The organism is Mammaliicoccus sp. D-M19, assembly GCF_022386695.1.
GTDB classification, from domain to species: Bacteria; Bacillota; Bacilli; order Staphylococcales; family Staphylococcaceae; genus Mammaliicoccus; species Mammaliicoccus sciuri.
The window spans coordinates 67747-84305 of record NZ_JAJNHW010000001.1; the positions used below are offsets into that span (position 1 = coordinate 67747).

Consider the following 16559-nt stretch of genomic DNA (forward strand, 5'->3'; position numbering starts at 1 on the left):
CCCTTCTTAACTTAAATAATGGCATCTAATTGTTTTCGGACAGTTGTTACTCTCGTTCCGATGATAATTTGTACATTTTGTTTGTCTAAATGTACGACACCTAATGCACCGAGTTCTTTTAACTTTTCATCATCAACAATTTCCGCATCTTCCAGCACTAATCTTAAACGTGTAATACAGTTATCAATGCTTATAATATTACTGGAACCGCCAATTGCTTGAAGCATATCAGAAGCCATATCGTCTGTATGATTTGTACGATTTTGTGTCGCATTACTTTCATTATTATCGTTCTTTTCAACTGTTCTACCTGGTGTTTTTAAGTCGAATTTCAAAATAACTGTCTTGAAGACTAAATAATAGATAACAAACCATATTAATCCAACAATTATGACGAGCCACCATTTCGTATAACTACCTTGCATGACACCAAATATTAGAAAGTCTAGTACGCCACCATCTGTATTACCAATTGTCACACCTAGAATATTCATAACCATAAATCCTAATCCTGTCATAATGACATGGAAGATCCAAAGTAATGGACTAATGAATAAAAATAAAAATTCAATTGGTTCAGTAATACCTGTAACAAATGTTGCTACAAATCCTGAAATTAATAAGCCTTTTATTTTATGCCTATTCTCTTTAGGCGCTGCGTGATAAATTGCTAAAGCCGCAGCAGGTAAACCAAACATAAATGTTGGCATTTTACCTTGTGATAAAAATGCAGTTACGTTTGGAGATATTGGTAAATTATTTTGTAATTGCGCATAAAATATATTTAAAGCGCCAAATACATCTTTACCTTCAATAATAGAATGTCCACCAACTTCAGTAAATCTAACCATCGATACTAAAATATGATGTAATCCGAAAGGTAATAATAACCTTTCACCAGCACCAAATAAAAATGGTCCAAATACACCAGAATGTTGAATTAGTGCCCCAATACTTCCAATGATCATACCGAAGAATGGCCAAATAATTGGAATAATTAACCCGACTACTGCTAATGCGAGAGACGTTACAATTGGTACAAACCTTGACCCTGAGAAGAACGCAAAGCTGTCAGGTAACTGTGTATAGCTAAATTTATTATGTAATTTATAAACGATAAGACCAGAAATGATACCACCGAGCACACCCATTTCGAGTGTTTGAATACCTAATACCATACTTTGTCCAGCTTGTTGTAATTTATCTGTATCTGCTAATTGATGTGTCTCAGTTAAATAGAAATTAATCGTTAAATTCATAACTGTATAACCTACAAACCCTGAGAAAGCAGCTACACCTTTTTCATGTTTAACAAGTCCGATTGGTATAGCAATCGCAAATAGTACGGGTAAATATGTAAATGCAAATCCCCCAACTGTTGCTAAGAACTTCAATACTAGCTGTATCATGTTATTCTCTAAAAATGGAAAGACATCAATCATTGATTCACTTGTAAATGAACTCCCTATCCCTAAAATCAAACCCATAAAAGCTAATAAAGCTACTGGAAGCATAAATGTCTTCCCCATATTTTGAAGAAAATCCCACACATTACTTTGCTTCTTCTTATTACTCATACTCAATAACACCCCTTTAATACATTTATGTTATTTAAATATACAAATGTATTAAAGGGGCATCAATAGTATATAATCATTTTGGACGCGCTTTCATCTTATGAATGTCGTTACATTATAATTGTCTACCATACATCATTAATAGAAAATCTATCATAAACATAGCAGCGTGCCTCGAACTTAAATCTACATTTCCAATATAGATACTATTTGTCTTAGCGATTAAAGTTATGGTCGATAACTGTGCCAACTTAGAATGCCTATTACTAACAATAGAAATAATTGGTACTTGGTTATCTCTTAACTGCTGTGCATAACGAACAATATGTGAGGTTTCACCACTTGAACTTACACAAATTGCTAAACTTTCCTGATCTAAATTATGCGTTACCGCTTCTAATTCATCCCAATCAGTTCTCGCATGTGCTACTTTACCTAGAAATGTTAATTTTCTACTTAAATCAATCCCGTTTACTAAACTTGCTCCTACGCTTATGACTTCTATTACACGTGCATCACGTATAAAAGCTACTGCTTTTTCGATATCTTGGATATTGATTTCATTCATTGTATTCTGGAGGTTCGCCAAATTTTCATTCATAAAATCATCCATTTCAACATCAAGACTTTGCACATTGTTTACTTTATTTAAATCAGGTTGATTTTGTAATAAGGCATATTTCAGTTCTCTATAGCCTTGATATCCTAATTTTTGAGAACATCTACTGACAGTTGCAGTCGACACAAACAACTTTTCAGCAATATCATCTATGTTCATATTTGCTATCGACGTATAATCATTCAAAATAAAATCCAATACCCTCTTCTCTAATTCACTTAAATCATTTCTTCTTTTTTGTAATTTTCCTACAAGTGCATTTTGTTCCATTTTAACCCCTCTTAATATCTTCACTTTTAGTCCATAAACTATCAATCATTAATTCACTATATACCATCTTATGCATGCTTAAATATGATAATAAATGAAACAATAAATAATATTTGCAAGAATACTCTTAAATAAATATTTGTTGGTGCTTTGCTACCTAACGATATATTTTTGGCATGTGCTTTTATATTGCTAGGGAACAATAGAAAGCATAAAATAATACCAATAACACTGAATACAAAATTAACTTTAGGAATAAACACACTTATCGCAATGACAAATTCTAACCATCCCGTTACATACACAATCATTTTCGGATTTGGAATATTACTCGGAACCATTTTAATAAGTGAATTTCGAATAGAAGGCATAAATCTACCAATAAATGTATACATAAACGCAAAAAATATTGAAAATTGAGCGACATTCATCCACATACTTTCAGTTTGAAATATACGATGTACAATAAATCCGATAAAGCAGCCGACAAAATAAACAATCATTGTTTGCATAAGAACCACTCCAATACGTCATATTTGTAGTTCATGTTTAACTTTACTGCATCCAATCTATTTACTTACCTATTCCCTTATTATAGTGTAAATATACATCAAAAATAATGATTCGTACTTTAGTGAATGTCATTAACTGTCACATAGCAAGTCATCATCCATAACACAAATTTCACTTTTCTAAATAAACAGTTATGCTATATATATCAAGTATATTTATATACTTGAAGAGAATCCGTATTCTCGACTCAACAATAAAAGTGCTTATCTTCCAAAAATGGGAAGTATATCTCCAGCTAAGGTATACTTCCCATTTACATGTCAGTAAATCCAGTTATTTGATTATGATTATATTTAATAACCTTATTTGCTTCCGCAGTTTCTAGTTCCATATTTAAATCTTTGGCTATTTCAACTGATAAAATATAAAATTGCTCTGTAATACTTAATAATGAATTTGTTATATCTACAACTTCACCATGTGGATATGATTCCAACAATTTATTCCATTCAGACTTAGAAATGTATTTTTTTAATAATTTATGATTTTTTCCCGTTGAGATTTGCCAATTAAATTTGTTACCGACTTTCCAGTCATACATAGTCAAAAGTAAATCACGCATCATATTTAAATGATCGATAGCATAAAAAATTTCTTCTCTTTTAATGCCTTTAACAACATACGTTGATAACCACCAAAATTCATTACAAACAAAATCAAATCGCTTCTGGTTAGGTTTCTTAATATGATATTTTTTATCACTTAGTTCAATTTGTTCACTAAAATAGTTATCCTTATCAATTAATACCTTCAGTAAATAATCTTCATGTCTATATGCTTCTATAAATTCAATTGGTATAAATCTGAAATCTACTCGCATGTGATTTTCAAACAACACCATATAAAATAATTGATCCTTTATACCACTATCAGAACGCTCTCTATTACACTGAGAAATAATAGGCTCTCCAAAATTTTTAATAAATGATACATGTTGAATAAACGACTCATAATTCTTTACGATAAATGCAATATCAAAATCTTGATATTCATCCGGTTCAATAAATTTATTAACCCTAGACCCATTCATGCAAACTGCTCTAATATCATCTTCAATCGAAGCAATATTATAAATTTCTTCCAATACCTCACGTTCTGTTTTCATGATTTCACCTACTATTCAGTATACTCACTATCTAATTTTATAGATTTATATATTGCCATTCCAGTTTTTAATTTTTTAAATCCAAGCTTTCTATATAACTCTTCATTACCGGTTGTAGAAATTAAATGAATGCATGATACTTGTTTTAAATCTTCTAATAAAATTTCAATCATTTTTCTTGAAATACCTTTTTGTTGATATGTTTTCTTTACAACTACATCATATATAGCAGCATTAAACACTCCATCTGTTAATGCCCTCGCTAATGCAATAACTTCATCGTAATTTTTAACTATTACAACATGTGAACTATTGAGAAATATTTTTTCTATTTTTTCGTTATCATGACCTAACCAACCAACTGATTCATATACTTCTTTTATACTATCAATATTTTCGCTTTTAAATTCACGTTCAAAAGTGTACATAAACATCACCTACTACTCATTATGATAAATTAATTGTATAACACCTGATTTAAATTTTCTTGAATGTACTAGTTTAAGTTGTTGTCTATCTTCAATATCTATAAATAGTGGTTTTCCTTTTCCTAAAACTATAGGATGTATGGATAGTCTATATTCATCTACTAATCCATAATTTACAAATGTCGTAATTAAGCTAGATCCACCATATAACCATATATCTTTACCTGGCTTACTTTTTATTTCATTTACATGTTCTACAATATTATCTTTAATAACATTGACATGTTTATCTTCAAACTTAAATTTCTTTGAAAAGACATATTTTTCTTTGGCATGTATGTTTTTCCACATTAATTTATCGTCTTCTGAATCTTCTAAACTCGGTTGAAAATCTCCCCATGCTTCGTAACTTTTTCTTCCATAAAAGATTGTATCGACTTGATTTAAAAAATCATCAAAATTCATTTCAGGATCCATAATACACCAGTCAATCTCGCCATTTTCACCTTCGATAAGCCCATCTAATGTAACAGCTAAATCTAAAATGACTTTCCTACTATTATCATCACTACTCATATATTGACCCCCAATCATTTCTTTCTATTATCATACACGAAATGATAATAGAAAACACACCTCATTATTTATGATAAATGGGTGTGTCTTGATTCTAACTCTAATAATGATTGCTTTATTTCAAGTCCGCCTCTATAGCCTCTTAGTTGTCCGTCTTTGCCTATTACACGATGGCAAGGTATCACAATGTTTAATGGATTTTTACCGATTGCTGATGCAACGGCTCTAACTGCATTTGGTTTATTTATTTTATTGGCTAAATCTGAATAAGTTGTTGTTTCTCCATATGGTATTTTAGTCAATGCTTGCCACACGGTTTCGTTAAATGGGCTGGAATTTATATCTATTTTTAAGTCAAAAGAATTTCTTGTTCCATTAAAGTATTCATTCAATTGGTCGATATATGGTTTAACTTTGTCTTGATTTTCTTTGATTTCTATATTTGAAATAAACTGATGTATTTCATTTTCTTTATCAAATGAGCCTACAAATGCGAGACCTTCATCACTTGCATAAATATCGAGTTTTTTATTAAGATGCTTAAGAATACCATGATAAATTATTTTCATCGTCTCCCTCCTTTGGTGAAAGTTTAAATGAATTTATTTATAAACTCAATATAAATAGTCGTTATCACAATTAGATAGCAATATAAGGATATTTTTATATGTTATGATATTTTTGAGGTGATAGATTTGGCAATGTATTTAACTGAGAAAAGATGGCAAGACATTAAAACAAACAATAAATTAGCGAATGATGATTTTGTATATGCAGTTAAGACTACAATGATATTTTGTAAACCTTCATGTAATGCTAAATTACCTAACAAAGAAAATGTTTCAATATATCGAGACTATCACGAAGCTATAGAAAATGGTTATCGTCCTTGTAAAAAGTGTAATCCAACAGGTCAATTATTAGAAGATGAAGAATGGGTATTACAAATAAAAAATTTCATCCATCGATATTATCATTTAAATCTAACATTAGATGAAATTTGTAACCAATGTCACGGTTCAAAGTTTCATTTATCAAGACTATTCAAACAAGTTACATATCAAACCATTATGCATTATTTACATGAAACAAGAATTGAAAAAAGTATCACACTGCTTGCTGATAACACACTAACAGTTCAAGATATTAGTAGAAAAGTTGGTTATAAAACAACATCACATTATATCAAAGTATTTAAGCAATTCTATTTTATGACGCCTTTACAATATCGCAAACGGAAAAACAGTTAAGATAGCTTCCTATCTTAACTGTTTTTTAAAAGATTAATAATGTTACATACAATCCTACTAATGTAATGAATAATACGGGTATCGTTATGATAATACCCGTTTTAAAGTAAGTACCCCAAGGTATTTTAACACCTTTTTGTGACAATACATGTAGCCACAATAATGTCGCTAATGAACCGATGGGTGTAATTTTTGGACCGAGATCTGAACCGATGACATTTGCATAAACCATGCCTTCTTTAAGAGGACCAATAACATCTGATTGATGGATAGCGAGTGCATCAATCAGAACGGTTGGTAAGTTATTCATAATCGATGACAGAAATGCCGCTATAAATCCCATCCCCATAATACTTACAAATAATCCATATTGAGAAATGTCTGTTAGTATATGACTTAAAATTGCAAGGATACCTACATTTTTTAGTCCAAAGACAACAAGATACATACCAATTGAGAATACAACTATATTCCATGGTGCACCTTTGAGTACTTTTTTAGTATGAACTGCAGGAGATTTTCTAGCAAACGATACAAATATAATCGCTACTATACCTGCAATAATTGATACAGGTATGTGTACAAACTCACTGATAAAATAGCCAATTAGTAAAATGGATAAAATTGCCCATGACATATGAAACAGTTTCAAATCTTTAATAGCTTCTTTTGGTTGTTTTAAATGACGATCATCAAATGTACGTGGTATAGACGATTTAAAGAATAACCACAATACGGCAATACTAGCCAATAACGAGAATATATTTGGTATGAACATATGTAAAAAATATTCAACAAAACCAATATTAAAATAGTCTGCAGAAACAATATTCACTAAATTACTAACTGTAAATGGTAGCGAAGTTGTATCTGCTATAAATCCACTTGCTATCACAAAAGGAAAAATGATTTTCTTATTAAATCCTAGATGACGTACCATAGCCAATACAATAGGCGTAAGTATCAAAGCCGCGCCATCATTCGCAAAAAATGCCGCAACAATTGCACCTAATATCATAATATAAATGAACATTTTTAAACCATTTCCATGAGAGGCTTTAACCATATGAATCGCAGACCATTCAAAAAATCCTATTTCATCAAGAATAAGTGAAATGATAATTATCGCTATGAATGTCAATGTTGCATTCCAAACAATGCTGGTCACTTCAAATATATCTTCTATTTGTACAACACCAGTTATAATGGCAATTAATGCACCTATAAAAGCAGTTACGCCGATATCTAGTCCTTTCGGTTGCCATATAACGAAAGTCAGTGTTAATACAAAAATAATGATCGCAAGTATGGTCATCATCGTTTTCCTCCTTTCGTGAAAATCTCCAAATTATAAGCTATATCATAAAAAAGACTGAGACAATAAATAATGTCCCAGTCTCATAAGATTTATATTAAAGTATTCACTTTATTTTCTTTCAATTTCAACCATTTTGAAAGCTTCGAAGATGTCGCCTTCTTTAATATCATTGAATTTTTCAATTGTGATACCACATTCATATCCAGCTGCTACTTCTTTAGCGTCATCTTTGAAACGTTTAAGTGTATCTAATTCACCTTCAAAGATCACAATGCCGTCACGAATAATACGTACACTTGCATCTCTAGTAATCTTACCGTCTGTTACGTAACTACCAGCGATTGTACCGACTTTAGATACTTTAAATGTTTGACGTACTTCAGCTTGACCAATTACTTGTTCTTCATATTCAGGGTCTAATAGACCTTTCATAGCTGATTCGATTTCTTCGATTACTTTATAAATAATACGATGTAATCTCATATCAACATTTTCTTCTTCTGCAGCACGTTTAGCACCTGCATCTGGTCTTACGTTAAATCCGATAATAATACCGTTTGATGCTGCTGCTAATGTAACGTCTGATGCATTAATCGCACCAACTGCTGTATGAATAATACGTACATTAACACCTTCAACGTCTATTTTCATTAATGATGCTGCTAAAGCTTCTACAGAACCTTGAACATCACCTTTAATGATGATATTTAAATCTTTCATTTCACCTTGTTTCATTTGTTCAAACAAGTTATCTAATGAAACGCTCTTACTATCTTGACGTTGTTTTAAGATATTTTCTTGTTGACGTTTTTCACCGATTTGACGAGCTTGTTTTTCATTTTTGAATACAACAAATCGATCACCAGCTTGTGGTACATCATGTAAACCAGTAATTTCAACTGGTGTTGATGGTCCAGCTGTTTTAATTCTTTTACCTAAGTCGTTAACCATCGCACGTACTCTACCGTATGTGTTACCTACTACTAATGAGTCACCTACTTCTAAAGTACCGTTTTGTACTAATAGAGAAGCTGCAGGTCCACGTGATTTATCAAGCTCAGCTTCGATTACAGTACCTACTGCAGCACGGTCAGGGTTAGCTTTTAGTTCTTCTACTTCAGAAACTAAACCAATCATTTCTAATAAATCATCGATTCCGTCACCTTGAATTGCTGAAAGTTGAACGAAGATTGTATCTCCACCCCAGTCTTCAGGATAAAGACCATATTCACCTAATTCTTGCATAACGCGATCAGGATTTGCTGTTGGTTTATCAACTTTGTTTACCGCAACAATAATTGGTACTTCTGCTGCTTTAGCATGGTTGATTGCTTCAATTGTTTGAGGCATTACACCATCATCAGCTGCAACAACTAAAATTGTGATATCTGTTACTTGAGCACCACGCGCTCTCATTGTTGTGAAAGCAGCATGTCCTGGTGTATCAAGGAATGTAATTTTCTTGTCGTTGTTAACAATTTGGTATGCACCAATATGTTGTGTAATACCGCCTGCTTCACCAGCTGTAACACGTGTATTACGGATTGAATCTAGAAGTGTCGTTTTACCATGGTCAACGTGTCCCATGATTGTAACAACTGCAGGTCTTTCGATTAAGTCTGCATCATTTTCATCAACTTCAAAGTAATTTTCTAAGTCAGTTGCATCTACATGTACTTCTAACTCAGCTTCAATATCATAATCTGCACAAATTAATTCAACAGTTTCAGTATCTAATGCTTGGTTAATATTAGATACAACACCAAGTAAGAATAACTTCTTAATAATTTCAGAAGCATCTTTGTTGATTTTATCAGCTAATTCACCAACTGTAATACCTTCTTCATACGTAATTAAAGATGGTGTTTCTTTAACTTCCGGTTTAGGTTGTTGCTGTTGTTGATTATGTTGTTTTTTGTTATTTTGCTTTTTATTCTTTTGATTTTTTTGATTCTTTTGTTGATGATTAGGTTTATTGTTTTGTTTGTTATTCTGTTTGTTATTATTTGATTTATTTGTATTTGCGTGAGTAGTTGTTTGGTCTTTTTTAGCAGAATCCTGCTTTTTAAATGCTTTATCTAAAATTTTAATGTCATTCTCCTCTAATGCTTGCATGTGATTTGATACTTCTATGTTATTCTTTTTTAATTCGTCTATGATTGCTTTACTCTTTACATCGATTTCTTTTGCATACTCATATATTCTCTTTTTACTCATATACTCACTCCTCATGAAAATCATGAATCATCGTTTTTAGCTTTTTGCTAAATCCAATGTCAGTTATGCCCAACACCACTCTGCTTTCTTTTCCAATTGCGTAGCCTAATTCATAGCGTGTAGCAAAAGTTAAAAGTGTTACATGATAAGTTGCACATTTATTTTTTATTGTTTTTGTAACATTTGCTGCAGCATCTTCAGAAAGTATGACAAGTTTTACATTGCCTTTTCTTAACTCACTTATGACAATTTCTTCGCCAGTCTTAATCTTTCTAGCTCTTGTTGCCAGACCAAGAAGATTTAAAATTTGATCTTTCTTTTCTATACTCATTTAGGTATACGCTCACGGTAAATTAAACGAATAATTTCTTTATAGACAGGTTCAAGCGTTTCTTTATTACTGTCAAAATAACGTTCTAACTTTCCTTGTTTCTGTGCAATTTCGATAACTTCTAAATCTTTAGAAACATACGCACCGCGACCTGGCGCTTTACCTGTCGCATCTGCTGTTATTTCGCCTTCTTTATTTTTAACGACACGAATCATATCATTTTTAGGTTTCATTTCATTTGAAAGTATACATTTACGCATTGGTATCTTTTTCTTTTTCATGATAAAAGCACCTCACTTTATGATTCTTCAGTTGAAATAATGCCTGCTTCTCTTGCATCAGTTTCTGATTTAATATCAATCTTCCAACCTGTTAATTTTGCAGCAAGTCGTGCATTTTGTCCACGTTTACCGATTGCTAATGATAATTGGTAATCTGGTACGACAACAGTAGTCGATTGATTTTCTTCATCTACGATAACTTCTACAACTTGTGAAGGACTTAAAGCATTTCTTACGAATACCTTTGGATCTTCGTCCCACTCAACGATGTCGATTTTTTCGCCACCTAATTCATTAACGACTGCTTCAACACGAACACCTTTAGCACCAACACATGCACCAACAGCATCGATATCGCCATTTTCTGAAGTCACACTAATTTTAGAACGGTCACCAGCTTCACGTGCTACAGATTTAACAATTACAGTACCATCATAAATTTCAGGAACTTCTTGCTCGAATAAACGCTTTAATAAACCAGGATGTGTACGTGATACAAAGATTTGAGGACCTTTAGTCGTTTGTTCAACTTTATTCACATATACTTTAATGCGTTCATTTGGTAAATATTGTTCATTTGGACTTCTCTCAGCTTCAGAAAGTACAGCTTCAGTACGACCTAAATTAACATATACATAACGATGATCGACTCTATCAATAACACCTGTTACAATGTCATCTTCTTTATCAATAAACTCATCATAAAGAATGCCTCTTTCAGCATCTCTTAAACGTTGCATAACTGCTTGTTTAGCTGCTTGAGCACCAACACGACCGAAATCTTTAGGTGTAACGTCTTCTTCAAAGACATCTCCAATTTCATACGCTGGATTTGTAACTAATGCTGTATCTAATGCTACTTGATCTCTATAATCTTCAACATCTTCAACAACGTCTTTTCTTGAAATAACTCTATAAGTACCTTCATCAAGATTCAATTCGATTCTAACATTTTTGGCACTGTCATAGTTCTTTTTGTAAGCTGTGATTAAAGCCGCTTCTATTGCATCAATAAGTACCTCACGAGGTATTCTTTTTTCCTTTTCAAGGTATTCAATTGCAAGTAATAATTCATTACCTTTCACAATGTATCCTCCTTTATATTATAACATTACTGATCGACGTGCTTTAGCGATTTTCTTGCGTGGCAACGTGACATTCTTAGTTCTTGTTTTAATTTTCACTTCTAGCGTTATAGATGTTTCATTAACTTCTTTTAAAACGCCTAACCATTCTTTATCTCCTTCAACAGGTTCGTATAACGAAATAAATACAGGTTGTTCAATTGCATTTTGATAGTCTTTTTCTTTTTTCAATGGGCGTTCTGCACCAGGTGAAGATACATCCATGAAATAAGGTTCTTTAATAGGATCTTCTTTGTCCATAACTTCACTAATCTTTTCAGAGGCAATTGTGCAGTCGTTCAAATCAACGCCACCGTCTTTATCAATTGCAATACGTAGATAATAGTCTGATCCCTCTTTGACATATTCGACATCTACAAGTTCATAATTTAAATCTTCAAGTATTGGTTGAATAATTTCCTCAACGTGTGCTGCAACTTTACTCATAATGACCTCCCTCTTAATACAAACAGAAAAGAGCGGGAAAGGTCCCACTCTTTAAACGTCAGAGTATTATTTTAAGCAATAACAGTATATCACATAATGGCGCTATGCTCAAGAACATGCATTATAAATCAAATATTGACAGCTGAGCTTTATCAGGCATATTTGGTAATGATCCAAGTTCATCGAGATATTCGATGATTTTTTGTGATACACCTGCTTTTTTATTAAGGTCTTCTTTAGCTAAGAATGGACCTTCTTCTCTTGCTTCAACGATACGTTTCGCAACGTTTTCACCTAGTCCAGGTACTGCGATAAACGGTGGAATAAGTGAATCACCTTCAATTTTGAATTCAAACGAATCACTTTTTTCTAGGCTTACTGGCTGGATTTTGTAACCTCTATGTGCCATTTCATTTGTAATTTCTAAAACTGTTAATACATCTTTCTCTTTTTTAGCTAATTCATGGAATCGGCTATAATATTCTTTCACCGTTGCTTTAATAGACTCTTTATCTTTCGTCATCGTTTTTAAATCAAAGTCTGTCGCACGTACAGTAAAGTAACTTGCATAATAGAACAACGGATGATGAACTTTAAAGTATGCAATTCTTAATGCCATTAGAACGTATGCAGCAGCATGGGCTTTAGGGAACATGTATTTAATTTTTTTACATGAATCTAAATACCAATCTGGCACATTATTTTCTTTCATAGCTTCTTCGAATTCATCTGTTAAACCTTTACCTTTACGAACTGCTTCCATAATTTTAAAGGCAAGTGATGGTTCTAAACCGTTATACATTAAGTAAACCATAATATCATCACGACAACCGATAACACTTGATAAATCACATGTACCTGTTTTGATTAACTCTTGTGCGTTTCCTAACCAAACGTCTGTACCGTGTGATAACCCAGAAATTTGAACAAGCTCAGAGAAAGAAGTTGGTTTCGTATCTTCAAGCATTTGTCTAACGAAACCTGTACCGAATTCAGGTACGCCAAATGTTCCAGTCTTACAAAGAATATCTTCTTCCGTAACACCTAATGATTCAGGTGTACTAAAGATTTTCATTGTTTCTTTATCATCTACTGGAATTGTCTTAGGATCAATGCCTGATAAATCTTGTAACATTCTAATCATCGTTGGATCATCGTGTCCTAATATATCCAGTTTCAAAATATTATCATGGATAGAATGGAAGTCGAAATGCGTTGTTTTCCATGGTGATTTTTGATCATCGGCAGGGTATTGGATTGGTGTAAAATCATAAATATCCATATAATCTGGTACAACAATGATACCCCCTGGATGCTGCCCAGTCGTTCTTTTAACACCGGTACAACCTTTAACAAGTCTATCAACTTCAGCTGCTCTTTTATGAATGCCTTGATCATTTAAATATCCTTTAACATAACCGAAAGCTGTTTTTTCAGCTACAGTACCGATTGTACCTGCTCTGAACACTTTATCTTCACCAAACAGTACTTTCGTATAATTATGGGCAACTGGTTGATATTCACCACTAAAGTTCAAGTCAATATCCGGTACTTTATCTCCTTTGAAACCTAAGAATGTTTCAAACGGTATATCTTGTCCTTCTTTAATCATATCAACATGACATTTTTCACATTGTTTATCTGGTAAGTCGAAACCTGATCCGACTGAACCATCGTCAAAGAAATGACTTTCTTTACAAGATGGGCAAATATAATGTGGTGGCAATGGATTTACTTCAGTTATTTCAGTCATTGTCGCAACAAAACTAGATCCGACTGAACCACGTGAACCAACTAAATAACCATCATTCAAGGATTTCTTAACTAACCTTTGCGAGATTAAATAAATAACCGCAAAACCATTTCCGATAATACTTTCCAATTCTTTTTCAAGTCTATCAATTACAATTTGTGGTAAGTCTTCACCATATAATTTTCTAGCATTCTCATAACTCATTTCACGAATTTCTTCATTCGCACCTTCCATATTAGGTGTATATAATTCATCCCTAATAGGTATCACTGTTTCGAGTCTATCTGCTAGTTCGTTAGTATTTTTAACAACAATTTCATATGCTTTTTCTTCACCTAGGAAGTGGAATTCGTCTAACATTTCATCTGTTGTTCTAAAATGTGCTTCAGGTAATGTTTGTCTATTCAATGGATTACCTGGTTGTGCGGCAATTAATATTTTTCGTGCAACAGCATCATGCTCATATAAATAATGGGCATTTCCTGTAGCGATAACTGGAATATCAAGTTTCTCACCAACACTTAATATACGACTATATATTTCTTCCATCGTTTCATTATCTTTAATCAATTCTCTATCAATTAAATCTTGATATAACCCTTTTGGTTGAACCTCTATATAGTCATAATATTTCGCAACTTTTTCAACTTCATCTTGGTCTTTTTGCATAACCGTTGTAAATACTTCACCTTCATCACATGCACTGCCTACTAAAATACCTTCTCTATATTTGTTTAATAACGAGCGTGGTATACGTGGTGTACGGTAAAAGTAATCAACTAATGAGGCACTTACAATTTTGAATAAATTTTTCAGTCCGACTTGGTTTTGTACGATTAACGTTACATGAGAAGGTCTTGCACGTTTATATGCTTCGTCATTTGATAGTTTCTCGTTTATTTGATTATGATTATGAACATTGAGTTCTTCTAACTGTTTCAACATCTTAATAAAGATATGTGCTGTTGTTTCCGCATCATAAATCGCTCTATGGTGTTGTGTAAGTTCTACACCATATTTTTTAGCTAAGAAATTCAAACCATGTTTTCCATATTCAGTATTAACTGTACGTGATAATTCAAGTGTATCGATAACACCATTTGTCGTAGCACCAAGTCCGATACGTTCAAATCCCGTATCTATAAAGCCCATATCAAATGATGCGTTATGCGCAATATATATTGCGTCTCCAACCCATTCATGGAAATCTTTTAGAACTGTTTCAATATCAGGTTGTCCACGTAACATTTCATCTGTAATACCTGTTAAATTTTTGATTGTTTCTGATAGACGCTCTCCTGGATCAGAAAAACGTTCAAAGGTATCAATCACTTCGCCATTTTTAACCTTTACGGCTGCTAATTCTATAATTTGATCATATTGACTTGAAAGTCCTGTTGTTTCGACGTCAAATACAATATACGTTGCTGTCTTAAGCGGAATATCTTGTGACTTGTACGCAATCGGCACACCATCATCTACAAGCATACCTTCCATACCATAAATCATTTTAATACCATTTTTCATGGCAGCTGCATGCGCATCTGGATATCCTTGAACACCATTATGGTCTGTTATCGCGATTGCTTTATGTCCCCATTTAGCAGCTTGTTCAACATACTTACCGATATGTGTAATGCCATCCATTTGACTCATAGATGTATGTAAGTGAAATTCAACTCTTTTTTCATCTGCTTTATCAAGTTTAGGAGACTTCTTAATTTCATGGATATCCGTCATCATCATCACTAAATCACGTATAAATTGATCTTGTTCAATTCTACCTTGTGCTCTTACCCATGTACCTATTTTTAAAGCTTTAAAATGTTCAAGGTCATCTTTACCTTTTCTCGTAAACATCTTAAGTATAAGTGAATCGGTATAGTCCGTAATTTTTAATGTGACAATATGTCTACCACTTTTCAGTTCTTTCGTTTCGATATCAAAAATAACACCTTCAAGTGCTACTTTGAATTCTTCTTCGATAATATCTTCTATTTTGCGAATAGAATCTATAGGAATGTCTTTACCAATTTGACATCGTGATACAGCATTTTCGCTATCGCTAGATTCTGCTTTTTCTTTCTTCATACGTTCCATTTTTTCTGATGCAATTCGTGCTGCTTCTTCATCTTCTTGTTGGATGTGCGCTTCAAATGATTCAAGTTCTCTTCTCATTTGTTCTTCATTATCCATCGTTTCGAATATAACACGACTTATTTGAAAGCCACACTTTTGGAGCGCTTTTACTAATGAACCATTGACACGCTTATCGAAATAGTCACGTTCAATATCATTGTTCACTTGAACTTTCACGATATCATCAGCAAATATAATAGGCTTTTGTTTAAGTTGATGTTTTACTTTATCACTTAATTCAGTACCCTCAATACAATGCGGAATATATTTCAGTATATGTTCATCTATTTGTTCTTTAGTTGTCACTTCAATTGTCCAATCAACTTGTGCAATACTACTAAAAGTATTTTTCAGTTGATTTGTAAAAACAAGATACATTTCACTTGATAAATAATATGGCAGCTTAATGTAGAAATGCCACAATCTTTTTGATTGAGACACATCAATTCTTGTAAGTTCACCTTGTTCTACGACATCTTTATCAAGTTCATCTGTCATGTTCATTTGCGTGAGAAGCGTTTGGAATTTCTCTTTCCCTGTCATTGACACTT

The 16559-nt window shown here is 32.7% G+C and carries 15 protein-coding genes; 1 reads left to right on the plus strand and 14 read right to left on the minus strand.

Going from position 1 to position 16559, the window contains the following annotated elements:
* Window positions 1-11: 11 nt before the first annotated feature.
* The 7 genes from malX to LQ675_RS00345 all read right to left on the minus strand — a co-directional run bounded on the left by malX (window position 12) and on the right by LQ675_RS00345 (window position 5717).
* A complete protein-coding gene (gene malX / locus LQ675_RS00315; RefSeq protein ID WP_075577892.1) occupies window positions 12-1577 on the minus strand; it encodes a maltose/glucose-specific PTS transporter subunit IIBC in 1566 nt (521 codons plus the stop codon).
* A gap of 115 nt (window positions 1578-1692) precedes the next feature.
* Entirely contained in the window at window positions 1693-2466 is a 774-nt protein-coding gene (locus LQ675_RS00320; protein WP_075577891.1) for a MurR/RpiR family transcriptional regulator, read from the minus strand.
* Between the two features lie 68 nt (window positions 2467-2534).
* Window positions 2535-2978, minus strand: a complete 444-nt coding sequence (locus LQ675_RS00325) for a hypothetical protein (RefSeq protein ID WP_107610285.1) — start codon at window positions 2976-2978, stop codon at window positions 2535-2537.
* Window positions 2979-3292: 314 nt separating this feature from the next.
* Window positions 3293-4144, minus strand: coding sequence for an aminoglycoside 6-adenylyltransferase (locus LQ675_RS00330; protein ID WP_107610286.1), 852 nt, complete (start codon window positions 4142-4144; stop codon window positions 3293-3295).
* A gap of 11 nt (window positions 4145-4155) precedes the next feature.
* Window positions 4156-4572, minus strand: coding sequence for a GNAT family N-acetyltransferase (locus tag LQ675_RS00335; protein WP_048542595.1), 417 nt, complete (start codon window positions 4570-4572; stop codon window positions 4156-4158).
* Window positions 4573-4584: 12 nt separating this feature from the next.
* A complete protein-coding gene (locus LQ675_RS00340; RefSeq protein WP_048542593.1) occupies window positions 4585-5148 on the minus strand; it encodes a dihydrofolate reductase family protein in 564 nt (187 codons plus the stop codon).
* A 68-nt stretch (window positions 5149-5216) separates the two neighbouring features.
* Complete coding sequence (locus LQ675_RS00345; RefSeq protein WP_075577888.1) at window positions 5217-5717, minus strand: methylated-DNA--[protein]-cysteine S-methyltransferase; 501 nt, start codon at window positions 5715-5717, stop codon at window positions 5217-5219.
* Between the two features lie 132 nt (window positions 5718-5849).
* Between LQ675_RS00345 and LQ675_RS00350 the strand changes: the two genes are divergently transcribed.
* Window positions 5850-6398: an Ada metal-binding domain-containing protein gene (locus LQ675_RS00350; protein WP_048542586.1), complete on the plus strand. Its 549-nt coding sequence runs from the start codon at window positions 5850-5852 to the stop codon at window positions 6396-6398.
* Window positions 6399-6423: 25 nt separating this feature from the next.
* On the opposite strand, the gene arsB is transcribed toward LQ675_RS00350, so the two are convergent.
* The 7 genes from arsB to LQ675_RS00385 form a co-directional block, all read right to left on the minus strand.
* A complete protein-coding gene (gene arsB, locus LQ675_RS00355; protein WP_152292033.1) occupies window positions 6424-7713 on the minus strand; it encodes an arsenite efflux transporter membrane subunit ArsB in 1290 nt (429 codons plus the stop codon).
* 111 nt (window positions 7714-7824) lie between these two features.
* Window positions 7825-9933: a translation initiation factor IF-2 gene (infB, locus tag LQ675_RS00360; RefSeq protein ID WP_239728054.1), complete on the minus strand. Its 2109-nt coding sequence runs from the start codon at window positions 9931-9933 to the stop codon at window positions 7825-7827.
* A gap of 4 nt (window positions 9934-9937) precedes the next feature.
* On the minus strand, window positions 9938-10264 hold the full coding sequence (locus LQ675_RS00365; protein ID WP_025905336.1) for a ribosomal L7Ae/L30e/S12e/Gadd45 family protein: 327 nt from the start codon (window positions 10262-10264) through the stop codon (window positions 9938-9940).
* Complete coding sequence (gene rnpM, locus LQ675_RS00370) at window positions 10261-10545, minus strand: RNase P modulator RnpM (protein ID WP_048542581.1); 285 nt, start codon at window positions 10543-10545, stop codon at window positions 10261-10263. The genes LQ675_RS00365 and rnpM overlap by 4 nt, the downstream gene beginning before the upstream one ends.
* 17 nt (window positions 10546-10562) lie before the next feature.
* Window positions 10563-11630, minus strand: a complete 1068-nt coding sequence (gene nusA / locus LQ675_RS00375; protein WP_037587793.1) for a transcription termination factor NusA — start codon at window positions 11628-11630, stop codon at window positions 10563-10565.
* 18 nt (window positions 11631-11648) lie between these two features.
* Window positions 11649-12116: a ribosome maturation factor RimP gene (rimP, locus tag LQ675_RS00380; protein WP_048542580.1), complete on the minus strand. Its 468-nt coding sequence runs from the start codon at window positions 12114-12116 to the stop codon at window positions 11649-11651.
* 121 nt (window positions 12117-12237) lie between these two features.
* The gene (locus tag LQ675_RS00385) at window positions 12238-16551 is read right to left on the minus strand and encodes a PolC-type DNA polymerase III (RefSeq protein WP_172965099.1); all 4314 of its coding nucleotides are present in this window, start codon (window positions 16549-16551) and stop codon (window positions 12238-12240) included.
* Between the last annotated feature and the right edge of the window lie 8 nt (window positions 16552-16559).

Bases quoted from the DNA above. Each gene is read 5' to 3' on its own strand.
- LQ675_RS00325 (WP_107610285.1), bottom strand. From the start codon at position 2,978: ATGCAAACAATGATTGTTTATTTTGTCGGCTGCTTTATCGGATTTATT.
- rnpM (WP_048542581.1), bottom strand. From the start codon at position 10,545: ATGAAAAAGAAAAAGATACCAATGCGTAAATGTATACTTTCAAATGAA.
- LQ675_RS00320 (WP_075577891.1), bottom strand. From the start codon at position 2,466: ATGGAACAAAATGCACTTGTAGGAAAATTACAAAAAAGAAGAAATGAT.
- LQ675_RS00335 (WP_048542595.1), bottom strand. From the start codon at position 4,572: ATGTACACTTTTGAACGTGAATTTAAAAGCGAAAATATTGATAGTATA.
- LQ675_RS00385 (WP_172965099.1), bottom strand. From the start codon at position 16,551: ATGACAGGGAAAGAGAAATTCCAAACGCTTCTCACGCAAATGAACATG.
- LQ675_RS00340 (WP_048542593.1), bottom strand. From the start codon at position 5,148: ATGAGTAGTGATGATAATAGTAGGAAAGTCATTTTAGATTTAGCTGTT.
- LQ675_RS00330 (WP_107610286.1), bottom strand. From the start codon at position 4,144: ATGAAAACAGAACGTGAGGTATTGGAAGAAATTTATAATATTGCTTCG.
- LQ675_RS00350 (WP_048542586.1), top strand. From the start codon at position 5,850: ATGTATTTAACTGAGAAAAGATGGCAAGACATTAAAACAAACAATAAA.
- LQ675_RS00365 (WP_025905336.1), bottom strand. From the start codon at position 10,264: ATGAGTATAGAAAAGAAAGATCAAATTTTAAATCTTCTTGGTCTGGCA.
- malX (WP_075577892.1), bottom strand. From the start codon at position 1,577: ATGAGTAATAAGAAGAAGCAAAGTAATGTGTGGGATTTTCTTCAAAAT.
- LQ675_RS00345 (WP_075577888.1), bottom strand. From the start codon at position 5,717: ATGAAAATAATTTATCATGGTATTCTTAAGCATCTTAATAAAAAACTC.
- rimP (WP_048542580.1), bottom strand. From the start codon at position 12,116: ATGAGTAAAGTTGCAGCACACGTTGAGGAAATTATTCAACCAATACTT.
- arsB (WP_152292033.1), bottom strand. From the start codon at position 7,713: ATGACCATACTTGCGATCATTATTTTTGTATTAACACTGACTTTCGTT.
- infB (WP_239728054.1), bottom strand. From the start codon at position 9,933: ATGAGTAAAAAGAGAATATATGAGTATGCAAAAGAAATCGATGTAAAG.